This is a genomic window from bacterium, assembly GCA_037143175.1.
Taxonomy (GTDB): domain Bacteria; phylum Verrucomicrobiota; class Kiritimatiellia; order CAIKKV01; family CAITUY01; genus JAABPW01.
This window is the reverse complement of record JBAWZF010000005.1, coordinates 1-17,987: the sequence shown is the minus strand read 5'-3', so window position 1 is coordinate 17,987 and position 17,987 is coordinate 1. Positions and strand designations below refer to the sequence as shown.

13 protein-coding genes are annotated in these 17,987 nt (G+C 50.1%); 12 read left to right on the top strand and 1 reads right to left on the bottom strand.

What is annotated here, in order from left to right; all coding sequences use genetic code 11:
- Nucleotides 1-36: 36 nt before the first annotated feature.
- The 12 genes from hcp to WCI03_03020 all read left to right on the top strand — a co-directional run bounded on the left by hcp (nucleotide 37) and on the right by WCI03_03020 (nucleotide 10,870).
- Nucleotides 37-1,686, top strand: coding sequence for a hydroxylamine reductase (gene hcp, locus WCI03_03075; protein MEI8138831.1), 1,650 nt, complete (start codon nucleotides 37-39; stop codon nucleotides 1,684-1,686).
- Between the two features lie 150 nt (nucleotides 1,687-1,836).
- Nucleotides 1,837-3,156, top strand: coding sequence for a hypothetical protein (locus tag WCI03_03070; GenBank protein MEI8138830.1), 1,320 nt, complete (start codon nucleotides 1,837-1,839; stop codon nucleotides 3,154-3,156).
- Nucleotides 3,157-3,443: 287 nt separating this feature from the next.
- Complete coding sequence (locus WCI03_03065; GenBank protein ID MEI8138829.1) at nucleotides 3,444-4,733, top strand: type II secretion system F family protein; 1,290 nt, start codon at nucleotides 3,444-3,446, stop codon at nucleotides 4,731-4,733.
- Between the two features lie 60 nt (nucleotides 4,734-4,793).
- The gene (locus tag WCI03_03060; GenBank protein MEI8138828.1) at nucleotides 4,794-5,027 is read left to right on the top strand and encodes an addiction module protein; all 234 of its coding nucleotides are present in this window, start codon (nucleotides 4,794-4,796) and stop codon (nucleotides 5,025-5,027) included.
- Nucleotides 5,024-5,317: a type II toxin-antitoxin system RelE/ParE family toxin gene (locus WCI03_03055; GenBank protein MEI8138827.1), complete on the top strand. Its 294-nt coding sequence runs from the start codon at nucleotides 5,024-5,026 to the stop codon at nucleotides 5,315-5,317. The genes WCI03_03060 and WCI03_03055 overlap by 4 nt, the downstream gene beginning before the upstream one ends.
- Before the next feature lie 113 nt (nucleotides 5,318-5,430).
- Complete coding sequence (locus tag WCI03_03050; protein ID MEI8138826.1) at nucleotides 5,431-6,036, top strand: prepilin-type N-terminal cleavage/methylation domain-containing protein; 606 nt, start codon at nucleotides 5,431-5,433, stop codon at nucleotides 6,034-6,036.
- Nucleotides 6,037-6,063: 27 nt separating this feature from the next.
- On the top strand, nucleotides 6,064-6,567 hold the full coding sequence (locus tag WCI03_03045; GenBank protein ID MEI8138825.1) for a type II secretion system protein: 504 nt from the start codon (nucleotides 6,064-6,066) through the stop codon (nucleotides 6,565-6,567).
- 11 nt (nucleotides 6,568-6,578) lie between these two features.
- Entirely contained in the window at nucleotides 6,579-7,049 is a 471-nt protein-coding gene (locus WCI03_03040) for a type II secretion system protein (GenBank protein MEI8138824.1), read from the top strand.
- Nucleotides 7,050-7,080: 31 nt separating this feature from the next.
- On the top strand, nucleotides 7,081-7,548 hold the full coding sequence (locus WCI03_03035) for a GspH/FimT family pseudopilin (protein MEI8138823.1): 468 nt from the start codon (nucleotides 7,081-7,083) through the stop codon (nucleotides 7,546-7,548).
- 8 nt (nucleotides 7,549-7,556) lie between these two features.
- Nucleotides 7,557-8,018, top strand: coding sequence for a prepilin-type N-terminal cleavage/methylation domain-containing protein (locus WCI03_03030; GenBank protein MEI8138822.1), 462 nt, complete (start codon nucleotides 7,557-7,559; stop codon nucleotides 8,016-8,018).
- A 6-nt stretch (nucleotides 8,019-8,024) separates the two neighbouring features.
- Nucleotides 8,025-8,603 carry a prepilin-type N-terminal cleavage/methylation domain-containing protein gene (locus tag WCI03_03025; protein ID MEI8138821.1) on the top strand — a complete coding sequence of 193 codons (579 nt, stop codon included), beginning with the start codon at nucleotides 8,025-8,027 and terminating at the stop codon, nucleotides 8,601-8,603.
- Nucleotides 8,604-8,746: 143 nt separating this feature from the next.
- Nucleotides 8,747-10,870 carry a hypothetical protein gene (locus WCI03_03020; GenBank protein ID MEI8138820.1) on the top strand — a complete coding sequence of 708 codons (2,124 nt, stop codon included), beginning with the start codon at nucleotides 8,747-8,749 and terminating at the stop codon, nucleotides 10,868-10,870.
- A gap of 47 nt (nucleotides 10,871-10,917) precedes the next feature.
- Here WCI03_03020 and WCI03_03015 read toward each other — a convergent pair whose 3' ends face one another.
- The gene (locus tag WCI03_03015; protein MEI8138819.1) at nucleotides 10,918-17,634 is read right to left on the bottom strand and encodes a hypothetical protein; all 6,717 of its coding nucleotides are present in this window, start codon (nucleotides 17,632-17,634) and stop codon (nucleotides 10,918-10,920) included.
- Between the last annotated feature and the right edge of the window lie 353 nt (nucleotides 17,635-17,987).

Here is a 17,987-nt window from a genome sequence, read left to right as displayed (position 1 = left end):
AACAACAACAACAAGGAGACAGGTGTTATGAGTAGCATGTTTTGTTATCAATGCGAGCAGGCCGGCAAGGGGACGGGTTGCACGTCGTTCGGTGTTTGTGGAAAAGATCCGGAAACCTCGGCGCTTCAGGATCTCTTGGTCTATGTGGCGGAAGGAATCAGCCAATATGCCTATCGTGCCAGCAAACTGGGAGTCGTGGACCAGGCGGCTGATGTGTATGTGATTGAGGCCTTGTTCACCACCGTAACGAATGTCAATTTCGATCCGAAACGCCTGGAAGGAATCCTGCGCAAGGGAGCGGCGGTCAAGGAAAGTATCCGGAACCAATACGAGGCGGCGTGCAAAGCCAAGGGTGTTGCCATCGAGGCTGTGAAGGGGCCGGCGCAATGGACGCCCGCAACTGACCTTCAGGGGTTGATCAAGCAGGGTGAAGACATTTCGACTGAGAAGCGCACTGCCGCACTTGGCGCGGATATCGCGGGGACTCAGGATCTGATTCTGCTTGGGCTCAAGGGTACTGCCGCTTATGCGGAGCATGCCCGGGTTCTTGGCAAGGTGGACAGCACCGTCAATGCCTATATGCACGAGGCCTTGGATTTTCTGGTCAAGCCGGATCCGACCATGGATCAACTGCTGGGATATGCGCTTAAGACTGGTGAAGTAAACCTTAAAGTCATGGAACTGCTCGATGCGGCCAACACCGGTGCTTATGGGAATCCGGTTCCCACGCCTGTTCCCATTACTCCCTTGAAGGGGAAGGCCATTTTGATATCGGGCCATGATCTCAAGGATCTGGAATTGCTTCTGAAACAGACCGAGGGCAAGGGGATTAACGTCTATACCCATGGCGAGATGCTGCCTGCGCATGGCTATCCCGAACTGAAGAAGTACAAGCATCTGGTGGGCAACTATGGTGGGGCATGGCAGGATCAGCGCAAGGAATTTGATGAGTTCCCGGGCGCTATCCTGATGACCACGAATTGCATCCAGAAGCCGAAAGACACCTACAAGGCCCGTATTTTCACGAGCGGACTTGTGGCTTGGCCGGGTGTGGATCATATTGCCGATGGCAATTTCAAGCCTGTGATCGATGCGGCCCTGGCCGCGGCGGGGTTTGCTGCGGATGAGCCGGGAAAGAGCATTCTGGTTGGTTTTGGGCACAGCGCTGTGCTGGGTGTGGCGGGTACGGTCATTGATGCGGTAAAATCGGGTGCAATCAAGCGCTTTTACCTGATTGGCGGCTGCGATGGCGCCAAGTCGGGCCGAAACTACTACACGGAATTTGCTCAGGCGGTTCCTCAGGACTGCATGGTCCTCACGCTGGCTTGCGGCAAGTTCCGCTTCAATAAGCTCGATTTCGGGAACATCGGCGGTTTGCCGCGGTTGTTGGACATCGGGCAGTGCAACGATGCCTACTCGGCCATCAAGATTGCCAGTGCATTGGCGGGGGCCTTCAACTGCTCAGTCAATGAGTTGCCGCTGTCTATGGTTCTGTCCTGGTATGAGCAGAAAGCCGTATGTATCTTGCTCACGCTGTTGCATTTAGGCATCAAGAATATCCGGCTTGGACCGAGTCTTCCTGCCTTTGTGACGCCGGCAGTGCTGAATGTTCTGGTGGAGAAATTTGCCATCAAGCCCATCACGACCGTGGAGGCTGACCTTAAGGCCACATTGGCCGGGAATTAAGGGTAGAAGTTAAGTCAAACTGAAGAAGTCGAAAGTCCAAAGTTGAGAGTTCAATGTCGAAAGACAGAGCTCTTAACTTTGGGCTTTTTTTATACTTTGATTAGTCTTCTCAGGTTCGATACAAACGCTGGAACTTTTTGGAGACGAATAATGAAATCACCGTTGATTGACACCCTTGAGAAACAGTTTGACGTCAAGCTCCCCTGTATGCGGAGCATTAAGAAGGCCATGATCGCCGAGATGGATGCGGGACTCGCAGGCCGCAAAAGCTCCCTCGCGATGCTGCAGGCCTATTGTGATGCTGCCAGCGGCCATGAGAAAGGCCTGTATCTGGCCCTGGATCTCGGTGGCACTAATTTCAGGGTTATGCTCGTTAAACTGGCCGGCGCGGGGAAGCTTCCCCAAGTGGTCGCCGAGACGAAGTACAAACTGACGCGCGAACACATTGCCGGGTCCGGTGACGAACTTTTTGGCGCTATTGCCGGGTATCTTCGTAAATTTCTGAAAGATCACGCTTTCACCGGTGAATACGGACTGGGCTACACGTTCAGTTTCCCTGTCAAACTGCTGGGCATTGACGAGGGTATTCTTATGAAGTGGACCAAGGATTTTTCGGCCTCAGGGGTTGTCGGCCAGAAGGTCGTCACGCTCCAACGCCAGGCTCTCGTCCGGAAAGGCGTGAATAATGTGAATATTGTTGCCTTGGCCAATGACACTGTAGGTACGCTCCAGGCTCAGGCCGCGCGGGATCCTAATTGCGGGATGGGGGTCATTTTAGGGACCGGGTTCAATATCGCCGTACGTGTGGCTTCCCGGCGGATTAAGAAAGGTATAGAGGGTTATTCCGGCAAAAGTATGATCATCAACATGGAGTCGGGCAACTTCTCGAAGGCGCTTCCACTCACCACATATGATCGCCAATTGGATCGGGATTCGGGTAACGCCAAACACCAGCTTGCTGAAAAAATGATTTCCGGAAAGTACCTGCCTCAACTGGTCCGGCTGGTGGTTTTAGACCTGATCCGGAAGGAGCATCTATTTGAGGGTCAGGTACCGGCGGTATTCGCCGATAAGGAGTCTTTTAAGGGCTTTCACATGGATGTTCTCGAGGCGGGCTCCAAGGAAGAGTTAACGCAACTCTCCAAAGAACTGTTCGGACGGGAATTGACTCCGGTTGAGCACCGGACACTGGTCAGAGTAGTACACATCGTTTCACGGCGATCTGCCCGAATCGCGGCGGCGCTGATTGTCGGGTCGTTGACCCGGGTGGCGCGCCGTTCGGCCAAGCGGGTAACGGTGGCGGTGGACGGCTCTCTCTTTGAGAAATACCCTGGGTACAGCAGGAGTCTGGCGGAGGCCGTCCGTGAGTTGGAAGGCAAGGCCGGTAAAGGCATCCAGTTGAAGTTGACCAAGGATGGTTCAGGCATCGGCGCCGCCGTCATCGCCGCCGTCGTCAACTCCAGTCGGTAGGGGAAGATTGCTTGCGCAAGCAATACAGTACTGCTTGCGCATGAAGTCATGATTTAACCCACTGACCACGCGGCTCACGCAAGGTTCGCCCTCCAGCAGAATGATCTATACCTTCTAGTTCTTTCTTTTGGAAGGCGAACCTTGCGTGAGCCGCGGGCGTTGTAGGCGTCCTGAAATCATGATCCGGCCCTTAGCGAGGATTTGGAACTCTTTTTTCGATTCCATTCCACGCTTGCATACGCTGGTTTGTCGTACTACATTTGAACAGTTAAATACGGAGTAATCTTATGCCGAAATTCCGATACGTTGCCATGGATGCAAAGGGGCGAGAAGTTGAGGGCGTGCTTGATGCCGATAACGAGAATCGCGCCCTGTCTACCCTTAAAGATAAAGGCCTGTTCCCTACCAGTGTGACCGATATGGGCGGGGGGCGTAATCGCGGGCCTTCCCGGGGTGGAACTCCGGGCAAGGGCGTGGTGACTGCCAAAGTCCAGGGTGGCGGATCCCACGAAATCAGAATGCCGTCCTTTTTGCAATCGCGGATCAAAGACAAGCAGATCATGATTTTCACGCGCCAATTGGCGACTTTGGTGGATGCCGGCTTACCGTTGTTGCGCTGTTTGCATGTGCTTCAGAAACAGGAAAAAGATCAGCAGTTCAGGGCCGCTTTGGCGGGAATGGCAGAATCCGTCGAAGGGGGCAGTACGTTTGCCGAATCCATGTCGCAATATCCCAAGGTTTTCACGCCCTTTTTTGTGAATATGGTCAAGGCGGGTGAAACGTCGGGCGCGCTTCAGACGATTCTGGTGCGGTTGGCCGAATTCATGGAAAAGAGCAACAAAATCCGCAACAAAGTGAAAGGCGCCATGGTCTACCCGCTTGTTGTCATGATTATGGCTGCGATCATTTTGATTGTGTTGATGGTGTTTGTGATCCCTAAATTCAAAGAAATCTTTGATGACCTTCTTGGCGGAAAGTCGCTGCCTTTGCTCACGGAGCTGGTTATTGGGGCCAGCAATTTCATGGCCCAGCAATGGTATATTCTCCTTGGCATCATTATAGCGTGTGTTGTGGGTTTCAAGTCGTTCAAGGCGACAAAATCAGGGCAGGTCAGCCTGGATAGGATCGCACTCAAATTGCCAATATTTGGGACGTTGATTCGGAAAACGGCCATTGGAAATTTCACCCGTACGCTGGGGACGTTGATGACAGGTGGTGTGCCGATTCTTCAGGCGTTGAACATTGTTAAAGAAGTATCCAACAATGCGGTTTTGGCGAAGGCGGTCGAGCAGGTACATGACAGCGTCAAAGAGGGGGAAACGATAGTGGTGCCGCTTGAGGCCTCCGGCGTATTCCCGTCAATGGTGGTCAGCATGGTGCAAGTCGGTGAGGAAACCGGCGCCCTACCTGAAATGCTAATGAAAATCGCAGAAAACTATGATGATGAGGTAGATACGGCGGTAGATGCGCTGACCTCCGTCATTGAGCCCATCATGATCATTCTGTTGGCTTTGATTGTAGGAACCATCGTCATCGCCATGTTCATGCCCATGATTTCGATCATTGGGAATTTGTAAGAGGGTTATTCGTTATCAGTTATTGGTTATTGAATAGGATGTAAACTATTGAGGCGTAGAATGACTGCATTAGCTGAAAAAATTTATAACGAGGTTTTAGATCTCCCGAACGATGAAAGATTGTCGTTACTGGATAGATTGATGCATGTCATTAGTATCCCGACCGCAACGGATATCGAAAAGGCTTGGCTTGAGGAATCTCACAAACGGCTTGCCGATATCCGTTCAGGCAAGACGCAGACTGTTCCGGGCGAAGTCGTATTTCAGGAAGTCAAAGCGAGATACCGAAAATGAGATATGAGTTTGCCCAGTCGGCTCGCGAAGAATTGTTCGGCAGTATTGACTATTACGAACTCCAACAGCCTGGACTCGGGCTGGCTTTTTCAGAGCAGGTGTATGCAACGATTGAACGAATTTGTGAATTTCCCGATGGCTGGACTCCCTTGGACAATACATTCCATCGGTGTCTTGTTAAGCAATTTCCTTACGCATTGATTTACACGGTTTCCAATCAAGTAGTGATCATTGCCGCCGTAATGAATCTTCACAGGAAACCGGATTATTGGCGCAGCAGAAGCCCGTAAGCAGCTGCCAGGAAAGAGTGTATGGATTAAGGTCTGAAGTCTATGGTCTGATGTCTATGGTCTGTCTTGCTCAGGCATGGCTAATGTTGTATAATGCGAACATGAGGTAAGTCATGAAAATGCATGATGAAGAGATATTCAATAGTAGCTTATCATTCAGGTTACGGCGGTGTGCTTTTACGTTGATAGAAATGCTGGTGGTGGTGGCAATCATTCTTATTCTGGCCGGTATGACTTTGAAAATTATTCCGTTGGTCACAAGAAAGACGGGGCAGGTAGCCACCCTGCGAATTCTGGAGCAGGTCAAAAATGCTCTGGGCGGCTTCTATGCGACGTATGGTGTTTTCCCGCCTGTGAATTCAGTATATTACGAGTATGAGGGCACGCCAATGTCGAGTTTGCCAATCACTCCCACGAACACTGGATACAGCACCGGGCTTGTTTATTACATTTACAACGGGGCTCACCACAACCAGGATGCGGAAGTCGCCCGATGGCAACATTATTTAAAGGATGTTGGCAGTTCTGGCTGGAGGTCTAATGGGTTTGCAAACACTACTTGGACGAATAATACTCACACGATCAATGATTCATGGGGGAGCCAGTTAAGATATTCCAATTCTCCTGATCACCAGTGGTACAAGTTGTGGTCTATAGGGGCGAACGGCATTGATGAGGGCGGCAATGGTGATGATGTGGGAGTAACCGCTCAAGACTAAAGGCGGAAGAGCATGGGAAAGAGCATTATGAAACCAGAAGTGCGTGAAAAGCCACGAAGTGGGTTTACTTTGATTGAGTTGTTGGTTGTGATTGCAATTATCATGATTTTAGGAGGACTCCTGTTTCCTGCATTTTCTGCAGCTCGTGAAAGTGCCAAAAAGGCCCGGGCAAAGAGTGACGTTAATCAGCTTAATACAGCTTTCAAAGCGATCCTTCTCGACTATCGTGATTGGGCGACCGCAGCGGTCCCCAGTCTTAACTCCAGCGGAGGCGATGTGGCGTTGTCGGTCGTGCAGTATCTTGCCGGGGGTGTGGCCAATCCTAGAAGGTGTGTTTATATGGAGTTTGAACGTGCATCTACCAATGCGGCAGGTGCCTTCATCGACCCTTGGAAGAATGTTTACAAAGTGGCTATTGGGCCCGGTTCCGTCACGCCTACTGGGTTCAGTACTCTTGCGAGGGATGTGGCGGCATGGTCTATTGGAAAAGACGGAGTGTGCCCATCGCCGGATGATGTTACGAGTTGGTAGTAAGGAGAAAGATGAGGGAAATGCAAGGTACACAGAAGTGTTACAGTAAGAAGGAGAATGGCTTCACTCTGATCGAACTCCTTGTCGTCATCTCCGTGATTGCGATTCTTGTAGCTATAATGTTCCCGGTGCTCTCGGGGGTGAAAAATAATGCCCTGAATAAGCGGGCGCAAACTGAGGTGGAGGGGCTCGCTTCAGCGATTCGCGCTTATCACACTGTCAGTAATGCCTGGCCAGGCGTGAGTTCTGATAGCGATCAGGCTTGGGTGAATAATGATAATCAGGCGGTTGTTTCGTTGTTGATTAACTCGGCCGGTCAGAACTTTTATGAGGGCATTAAAGCGGGTGAATCTGTTCGTGACCCTTTCCGTTCGAACTTGGCCTACCGGATTGTCATCAGCCCGACAAATGACTCTGTCACCGTCTCGTCATATGGTCTGAATTGTGTCGCGGGCGGTGATGATATTAGTGCAACTCATTGAGGATTTAATGGCAAGAGTACAAACAACGCAAATGACCGGAAGTTGCGAAATGAATGGGTGCAGACCAGAGAAGCGGGCTCGGCATGCCTTTACGCTGATCGAATTGCTGGTCGTGATTGGCCTCATGATGATGATTATGGGGCTGTCCATTGCCGGGTGGGCTGGCATGCGAAAGGGTGCTGAAATGCGTCGCTCTGTTTCTTCGGTTCAAACGACACTGATGTTGGCGCGCCAACAGGCGGTAACGAAACGTCAGCCGGTCACGGTTCAGTTTATCAGTGGGACGATTACTAATTCCATGCGGATAACAGTGGGAACCAATCAGTTTTATAGTCAAGTGTATCTGTCGCCTGGCGTTAAATTCATGTCGACAAATGACGTTCCGTTTAAGCCGAATGGCGGAGCCGGGGTTGGGATGCAGACTATTGATCTGGCTGGTATGGATTCGACTAATTATATTGATGTATGGCTTTTGACAGGAATAACGAGGGTTCGCTGATAATGAGCATGAAATCATCTAATCAAGCCAAGAGAGGCTTTAGTTTGATCGAAGTTTGTTTGGCCGTACTTGTGATTGGCTTGGGGCTTATTCCGATATTTGGGCTGTTTCCCGATGGGTTGCGGTCAATGGAGGAGTCAACGGCTGACACGCGGTGTGCTCTTTTTACTGAAGTCGTCATGAATGGCATGCGGGCAAATGCGGCATCGATGACGGATTTGGGTGATTGGACGACTGGCAGCTTCTCGAATATTGAGCAGGGAGTGGTGGCTAATTCGCCATCAACGACAGCCACTCCTGGCGTTTTTAAAGTACGATTTCCAGCGATTGATAGCGATTGGTTGCGGTATAGGGTATCTATAAATGAAACTAATTTTTCAGCACTGGTTGAAGTTTGCGATGGAGAATACGGGTCCTTTTACCCTCCGCATAGTTCGGCCTATACTGAATTCTATTTTCAAGGGATGTAGAAAGCCGTGAGAATTCTAAAAGCAATACTCAAAGACCGGGTTAACGACTGCTGCAGGAAGAAGAAAGATTCTGCGGCTTTTACCCTGCTGGAACTCCTGGTGGCCATGGGGATTCTGGTAATTATCGTACTGATTGTTGCGAGAATATTTGCTCAAGCCTCGGCCACATGGTCAACAGGGGTCCGGCTTTCCGAGGTGAATATGACGGGGCGGGCCGTTGTTGATTTTGTTGCTCAGGATTTGTCGCAGGCGGTGATGAGTACGAATTTGGGTTATACGTTTAGTCCAATATCTGGTTCTGCTGGTTCTGCGAGTTTTTATATTATTGGTGACGCAACCAACTCGACTCGTGCTGGGACGAATGTGACTTACACCTATGCGGGGACATTGTCGCGGCTGGGGCAACAGTTGTGCGATACAAATCTGGTTGCTTTCGAGATTGAAGCGGGACCTGGGGGTGATAATAGCACTCAGACGTTTCCGCAATACGTTGATGTGAAAGTGTCGGTTTCGGGCGCAAGTACGGGAGTTAAGAAATTCTCATCGCGCGTGACGTTCCCTAATAGGAATCGGTACAAGTATTAATCCCGCCTGCCGATGAATGAGGGAAGTCCCTTGCGCATTAAATCAATCGAGTTTTAGGATTTGGAGGGGAAATAAAATTGAACAGAAGCATGTTAAGATCACAAAGAGTTGAGATAGACTCTCGGAAGGTTTCAAAATCAGGTGTGGCCTTGATCATGGTGATCGGGTTACTCGCCCTGATGATGGTCATGGCTGTGGCGTTTGCCGTTTATATGCGCACAGAGCGCGTGGCTTCGGGTGCTTTCCGGAATGATGTTCGGGCCAGACAATTCCTGCATGTGGCGATGGCGAGGGCGTTGGCGGATCTGGATGCGAACCTTGGTAATAATCCTTATCCCGATTGGGATGTTTTTGTTTCAACCAATGGAAGTGTGAATATCGATGGCGTGACTAATTCGCCAGTATTGGACTGGATCCCGCGCGCCCCCCTGCTGGCTGGAATCAGCCCCTGGCCGAAATGGGTGGATGTTACGTCTGTGAGGCTGGAGCGTGGACGAATTGGGTATATGATTGTGAATTGTTCCGGTTTATTGGATGCGAATGTGGCTGGTGATGGAGTTACTGCGCGTAGTATCGGGACAAATGTTTGTGAAATACAATTAGGGAATTGTCCGGAAGTTATACTTCCTGGTCAACTTGTTGCGGATAGATCGCCGAAGTATGAAACGATTCAAGAACTTGGAGAGATCGGTAGGGCCTCAGGGGCGTTAGCGTTGCCTATAACAGATTTCGTCACATATTCCGCATCTCCGACCAATTCAGTCGAGTTTATTGGTGGTGGTTCGGCGAGTCTAAGGAACAACACTAATATAATTGGCGGGTTTATAAATGCTGGATACAACAGCACTCAAGCAGGCGTTTTGTTTACGAATTTATTGGACTACGTTGATGGAGATGTCGAGCCGGGGAATCTTGGGGTGGCAGGTGCGGGGAATGCGGAAGGGCCTTATGTTGAACCGGTGTGGATGGTCAACGAGGTGTATTTGAGTAACACCGTTTGTGCGACTCCCATTGCTGCAAACACATATGATTTGCAAGGAACAAACTTTTTGAAATTTGAAGTTGTCTTCCCGTTCAAAGGTGGGGCGAGCATGGTTGGGTTTAGGTTGAATTATACACTCACAATTGTGGGTTCTTCGGTTCCTGCGCTTTCACTCCCTGCGCCAGTAAGTGGTTCTTTCATGATAAGTGGGGCTGGGGAGTACTATGTAGCGCCGTATGGGCCAGGTTACAGGCCGATCCCGTTTCCAGGTGGGGTGCAAACTGCTGGATCCATAACATGGACCGCAACGGCGGAAGTGCGGGTTTGGATTACAAAAGGAAGCATTGTGGTTGATTCTGTAACCAATTCGCCTGTTGTTTTGCCTATTTCAATGGGTTTGAATCTTCCACTAGTTCCAGTAGTTCCAGTCCCTCCGGTTTCTGTCTCCTTTTCGGCAGATGTGGATCGTGAGTGCTGCGATGCCCGGCTAAATTACGACCCGACGAAATGGGCAGCACCAAGACCTAACTCCTTACGTCACACACTTGGTACGACAAATAATTTAACTTTGAGATATTGGGGGGGGGCCTTCGTCGGGGTGGTGGATCGTGTTCCAGGGTGGGAGAGTCGAGAATATGACACAGCCATTTATGTGAAGGGATTCAGTGGCATTGATAAGCCGTTGGATGTGACGGGTGAGCTAGGCTATTTATTTATAGGTGATGCATGGCGGACGGTGCGGTTGTTCACACGAGCCAATCCCCTAGCACCACTCTATCCAGTTCTAGATTATTTTACGGCAAAATCCATTGTAACCCCTCTCGAGAGGGGCTTGGTTAATCCTAATGCCGCTAGTTCCAATGTGGTGAACGCTGTTTATAGCCAGATGTTTCTTGATTTTCCTCATGGATCAGGGGCGACTAGATTAATCGGATCTACTTTGAACTCGATGAATCAGGCATTGAGAGCAATGACTGCGACAAATAAGATTGCGAGACTGTCTGATCTGGGGCGGTTAGATGCGAATCAGATATTAACAGGGAGCACATATTCTGAGTTAGATAAGGAGTCGTTAGTGCGAAACGTTGCTGATCTCCTGACGGTGCGACAGAACTATTTTATGATTCTGATTTTTGGAGAGTCAACACGTTCGGTGGCTGGTCTTGGTACGACCGGACTGGCTGGTGCGCGAGCTTTAGCTGAAGTATGGCGAGACTCACACACGAATAGTGTTGGCGTACACCCTCGAATTATTCGATTCTTCAAAATCCTGGAAAACGAGTAATTTACCGATGAAAAACATCCCCCTATCTCTGATAACTGAATGTCAACTTACGGTGTATTCGTCGCGACAACCCTGAAATATACTGGGTTGTTGGTGGGTGGGGCGAAGTGAAGGGTCACCGTGTTGCTTGCCGTAAACGCCGGGTAACTGCTCCAGAACGGTGTTGTTATGTAAACCCAACCATTCGAATTCAGTAGGTTTGTAGAATACCAAGGGGTCGGTGCCCATAAATTCGTACTAATGCATTCGATCCAGACGTTGGTTGTATCTCTATAAAAACTGACAATTCTTACTACCGGAGGTGGTGCATTTTGTTCTGATTGCCCTAAGAGTGTTTGCCCGTAGTTGATGTATCCCGGTGAACCTTGAGGTAATTCGTCCCAGGCGAACTGATTATAGTTGCTTCCTGAATTCTTTAAGCCGAGGGAGCCAGCATCATAAGTGACAGCGTCAGACCCTACGCTAGGGGGGAAGCCGACCGCTCCGCCGCCATAGGAGATTTTTTGTTCTAGGACGCCACTGCCTCGGGTGAGGGTGAGGCCGCCCCCAAACGGGAGATTTTGATTAGTTGCATCTGCATAATCATACACAGTAAATTGTTGGACTTTTCCTGTAAAAACCATATCCACATTGGCAACACCAGAATCACCTAGCACCCAGAATCCAAAACCGTTCGTCTTGTTTTGCAATACTGGGTGGTTCGTGACGGTGATTCCGTTGCACCTTATCCCGTTTGCATCATAGATTCCAATGGTCCAGTTTTTCAAATTAGCGTCAGCCCTGCCGCAAAGTTCTATATATTCGTTAGTCCAGGAATAATCGGTATAATAATCAAAATAATTAATTTCATTAATCCACACGCTTCCCGTCGGACAGGAGAACACGACGTAGTACGCCATTCCGGTTGATGGGAGAGGGGCATACCATGTGGGTGCGACGGAAAGGGTCTTATTAATCGTCGGGCTGAAAATCTCCGGGTGATAGCCGCTAAATGATGCTCTGGCCTCGTACTTCACAAAGGTGTCCGCAGGCATGGCGGGTATGCCCGAGGTTGTCTCATATCGGTAGGTCCTGGGGTTAGTCGCCAGATTAGTGGACACGCAGGTCATGGGTGCTGAAGCGTAACCAGCGGAAGACATGGCGGCATAGGTCGAGCCTGTTCCGTACATGGTATTCAGGGTAAGGTTCGAAGGGGCAATGAGGAAAAGGCGTGATGCCTCTACAGCCACTTTCACTGCGTTTGAATAGAGCGGAATGCCCGGTGCGATGACGAGGTTGCTCAGGGTGAGGGAACTGGCCAGCGGGGTGGTCACCAGGATGTTATCAATGCAGACGCGTCCTACTGGCAGAACATCCGTATCATTGTTGCTGATTCGGACATAGTGGCTGTTCGTGTCATATATCGAGCCGCTGAAATAACGATAGTCGGCCGTGTTGGTGGCGCTTTCCACGGGTAATTCAAAAACCGTGCTCCAGGTTGCTGAGTCGCTGGATTTCTGAATGTAAAGACGGGTTGGGGCCGGACTGCCCGAGACGGCCCAGTTCCGGTACCAGAAGCTGATCTCGCCAATGCCAGCCACCAGGGGCGGGGACTGGATATAGGGGCATACATTCGTATCCACGAGCGCATCGACCTCGGACGTTCGATTGCTGTTCAAGAAGCCTGCGCCTCCGACAAATTGGCGGAAGGGGTTGGTTGGGGTTTTATTGATATTAACATTATTTGCTATCCAGTTCTCCCCTCTCGAAAATTGAGTGATGCTGATATCATCGACTAGAAGAATATTTGGAGCAGGGGTTTTGCTGTAAATGCGAACATACATACTCAAGTTCGTCGGTGAATAGAGGGTGTAGGGTTGGTAATCTGTGGCCGAGCCGCCCGCGAATGAGCGTGACACGGTTGAAAGCGTTGTCCAAGTGATCAGGTTCGTGCTCATTTGCACATCAAAACTGACGTAGGGGAAGTCCCCTAGAGAGATGTCATCAATACAGACGGCTGCGTTGGTTCCATCGGGATTATTGACAATCCGTACATAATGGTTAGTAAGGCTGATGGAGGTGTTGGCGTATTTGGTGTAGTTAGTTGAATCGATGGGGAAAATCGTATCGATCGTAACCCAGCTCGCGGGGGTGTCGGAGGGGGCTACTTGAACCAGGAACTTGCCTGCAGGTGAGGCATTTGTCTCCCAGTTGCGGTACCAGAATTCCACGCCTTGGAATCCGAAATTGAGATAGGGTGAGCGGAGGGAGGTGTTCGTGCCACCCGTTGTACCATTCAGCCAGACCGCTCTGCCGCTTCCTCCGCGAGTACGAGTAGCGTCAGCGGATGACTGACCGTTTGTCAGAACCCAGTTGTTGGAAGAGTAATTGCCATATGACGCAGTGATCCAGGCATCGAATGAATTGGTGATATAACGGCCTGCAATGGTGGCAGGGGCTTCATCTATGATTACGTTGTCAATACATGCTGGGGCATTGGAGCCGTAAGGATTGTTCAGGATCCTGATGTAATTATAATTTGGAATAACGAAGTTATTGGTGAAGGAGACATAGTTGGTTGAGTTTATGGTGGTAGAGAGGTTAGTGATGGTGGTCCAGATCCACGGTGTGGCTGAGGATGCCCCTTGCACTTGAAGTGCGCAGGTAGGGGTGCCGCTGGTGTTCCAGTTGCGGTAGTCAAACATTAATTTTCTGACACCATTAATTAGTTGCGGGGAACAAAGGGAGGTGTTGGTGGAACTGGGTGCCCCGTTTAGCCAAGCCGAATTAGTACTACCGTTAGCGGCGTACGATTTGTCAGACGCTGTGCGTCCGTTTATAAATATCCAGTTCATGTATGTGTAGTTGCCGTAACTGTTTGTGGACCACCCTTCAAACGTGTTCGTAATCGATTGTCCGGCAGTGTTGTTGCCGCTACAATAATCGAAGGTTATGGTGTCAATCCCCTTGGTGAGTAACGGGGTCCGTAAATATTGCTCCGTTTTAGTCGAGCGGGTCGGGTCGAATCTACATGTGTTTCCGCCGTCGGGCCTTGTTTCAATCCAACTTTCGTATGCGATCCAGTTGGCATTGGTTTTGGTGTCGGCATACCATTCATCGACAGATAAGTCATCGAAATAGACGTTCTGATCGCCTGCGTCGTGAGAAAAAATAACCATCGAAGTGATGTTGGTATTAAGAGAGATCGAACCTACGGTGAAGGCTGTATTGGTTAATGCATTGACCACAGAAGTGTGGTTAGTGAGGGCCACCCATTCTCCTGGATTCGAATAATATGAACTCTCATCCACGTATTGGTTTGTTGGGAACAGGTAGACACCAAGTGTGCAGGGGGGATTGGTGGTGGCGGCCCTGTACTTGTAGGAAATGGTGCCAATGCCTCGTAGCGGGTAATTCTGGATTGCGGATGTACTTAATTGCGCGATCCAGCCTCGTTTGCTGAGAAAACCTAAATCATTTGACTGAATCTGAACGACGGATCCTTGTGCGCCTCCTACTTTCGCTACGCGAGCGCCATATATCTGATAAAACGGATAATTTTCGGGATTGGGGCTGGTGCCAGTCGTGTAGGTGTTTGTGTAATTATTCCAATTTTGGCTGGAGAAATCTTCAGTCCGGGTGCGGGTGTCATTGGTCGTCCAGTCATTAAAATTACATTCGATTGCCGGCAAGCCACTGTTTCCGGTTAATGTGTAGGCATTCGTTGCCGTCCATCCGTCAAAATCCTGCCAAACGCACGGCAGGACAAAATATTCAAGGGTTAATTCGTTGAAGCGTACCAGATATTGGCCGAAGAACGTCCCGCCGGTAAGGGTGATATTGGTTTGACCGCTGCCGGCATAGTCTGCGAGGGGGAGTGTGGTTTGCCAATTGTTTGAGTTTCCCCAAGTGACGATGCTGGCGGATATGCCGAGGCCGGTGGAATAGCCGTAGCCCTGCAGTGCTAAACTGAGCGTACTGTTGGTACTGTCGACATTGAAAATGGTTTGCCAGATGCCATTGGTAAGGAGTCGTGCCGTCGAGTTGCTGCCATTCACCGTGGCGGTGATATTTTGATAGTCGGAGGCATAGGCTCGGACGCCAAAAGTGTTTGTTATTGAATTCTTTGGACTTTGTCTTTCAGCGTCACTAGCGGAGTAACCTTCAAAGGTAGTGCTGATGTAATAGTTGTAGGTTTTATCGCGGGCATCAGTTCCCAACGAGATGGACGGGGTGTAATAGTGGTGTGTTAAGCCTATGATCCCATCCGGGATCATGGTCACAGGAGTGGGTGCGCTGGCACCAGTCCAATAATAAAAAACTGGGGTGGTGATGTTGTAAGCCGGGAAGTTCGGATTGATCGAAGCGATGTCGCAGGAGGCAATGAATGTTTGTCCAGCTACTGGATAATTGGGATTAATATAGGTGTTGGTGATGGATACGTTCGCGGGGGGATAGGTGATACGGACAGTGTCGATCGCGAAGGTGGTCGTGTTATTGTCAATACGGCGAAAACGGAAATACTGGTTGCTCGAGGAGTTCACGATATTGGTGTAGGGCTGCATCGAGTTGACGTTGTTGGAGACAATTGAGTTGGTAAACCAGATCGAGCCATCGTAAGAACTTTCGAGGGAAAATATTCCGTAGGTGGTAGTACTGCCGTATCTCGCGTCATAAATGACCGCGCCAATTCCGTTGGTTAGTAAAGGTGAGGTAAGGGCTGACAGGCCGCCTCGCACAAAGTAGCAGGAATTTGTGAGGGTTGTGCAATAGTTAGTCCCCCCTTGATCGGAAATACTGTTACTGCTGATGGACCAGCCGCTAACGGTATTTACGACGTTGGAGTATTTGTTCGCTGCCCATGGAGCTCCGGGCCAGTTGGTGTCAAAATCTTCTTGTCTATTGTTGACTGGTTCGCTCACATTCAAGATGGCAGGATTGTTCGTGCCGTTGACAGGGGAAAAGCTAGAGCCGATTGGTGCTTGAAAACCGCTGAAATTATATTGCACGGTGTACTGCAGTTCACCCACCGGTGCGCCTGTAATGGCCGAGCTAAGGACGTAATGGACGCTGTCTGTGGCAGTCATGGCCCCGAGTATCCACGTTCCGTTGCTACCAAACCGATACCAAGCGGTGACATCACTTATTGTGGCCCCGTTGTTAGGGGTGAGCTCAACTCGTATCGCGATCGGGTCGACAATGGTTGCCCCGGTAGATGGGGTGGTTTCAAGCCTAGCGGCGCTCACTACCGCTCCAGGCGATACGATGGCTACTTCATCCAGACAGAGGCGCGCGGTGGTGTTCGTGTTCAGAATGCGAACGTATTTACTGGCAATTTCGTTTACTGCTCCTGAGAAAAAAAGGTAATTGGTGGAGACGATGTTGCTGATGATGCCGCCACCAAGGGTGTCCCAATCGATGTTATTAGAGGATGTCTGGATTTGGAACCTTCCGGTAGGTGCTCCGGTAGTCTGCCAGTTGCGGTGCCAGAAAGAAATCTGCCCGATGCCATTGGTGAGTTGAGGCGACCTTAGCCAGCCGTTGGTCTCCACGATGGCTGACCGGCCTGTGTCGAAGAAACTGCGAGAGGTGTCATTGGAGGTATTCCCGGAAAAGAGAATCCAGTCAGTACTGTTGGTGTGTGGCGGGGTGGATGAATCTGCATTGGTCCAGATGTTGAAGTTCTCGTAGGTACAGGAGCGGACGGTGTAATCGAGGTTGGTCTCCGTCAGGGAGAAGAGGTAGTAGCCCGTATTGGTGGTGTAGAGGGTGATATTGTTGGTGGTCACCTCGGCCTGACCGTAGAGTGGAGTGTTGGTGACTGTCTGGTTTAGCTCACCCCAGGTATTCGTTACGGAATTGCTGATGCCTTGGAATGTGAAGGTTGGGTTGGCATTAGTCACTTGAATGACCCCTTGCCATTGGTAGTTGGCTCCATTGCGGAGGGATGCGGCGAGCTGTCCAATGACGGTCAGGTTAGTGTAGGAGGACTTTGGGATGACGACGTAGGCATTGGTGCTGGAACTGGTGACGTAGATTGCGCCATCTGCGGTGTAGGTGGCCCGAGCGAAAGATTCGACCCGCGTACCGATGGGTTTTGCCGGAATATTGGAATTCGCTTCATAGAGGGTAGGGCTATTGGAGGTCATCGCATAAAGCGTCCAGTTGGTGGCTGGCCACTCTCGCCAGTAGTTGGTCATGGCGAAGGTGTCGGGAACGCTTTGGATGGTGACATTGGCGGAGAGGGTGACAGGATCCTGATCTGTGGGGCGCAAGGGCGTAATGATGGGGGCGCTAACGGTCACCACTGGGGTGGGGTAGGTGATACGGACAGTGTCGACAGCGAAGGTGGTGGTGTTATCGTCAATACGACGAAAACGGAAAAACTGGTTGCTCAAGGAGTTCACGATATTGGTGTAGGGCTGCATCGAGTTGACGTTGTTCGAGACAATCGAGTTGGTAAACCAGATCGCACCATCGTAAGAACTTTCGAGGGAAAATATTCCGTAGGTGGCAGTGCTACCGTATCTTGCGTCATAAATGACCGCGCCAATTCCGTTGGTTAGTAAAGGTGAGGTAAGGGCTGACAGGCCGCCTCGCACAAAGTAGCAGGAATTTGTGAGGGTTGTGCAATAGTTAGTCCCCCCTAGAGCGGAAATACTATTGCTGCTGATGGACCAGCCGCTAACGGCATTTACGACGTTGGAGTATTTGTTCGCTGCCCAAGGTGCTCCCGGCCAGTTTGTGTCAAAATCTTCAGAGTATTGATCCTGAATCAAGGCCATAGTAGGAAGAGACCATAAAACAGCCAGAGTAATAGTCAAACCTTGTAGAATGTGTTGCTTTTTCATCTCTTCGCGACCTCGATTATCAATATTTAAAATTCAGGCCATCACCAGCCTTTTTGGGAAAGAAACCGTAATGTCTTTTTCTTAGTAAATAGTAGCCGTAAAGCCTCTTGCGAGCAAGCCGGATCAGGGCGGTAAAATGTTAAATTATGGTGAAGAATCCAGTAGGCAGAAGGCAGAAGGCAGAAGGCAGATGACAGAGAGCAATTAGAACCAATCGCGTGGGATCTGATGACGTAATACATGAGGGACAGCGTAAATGGCATGCGAGTGTAGATTCTCGTGAACGG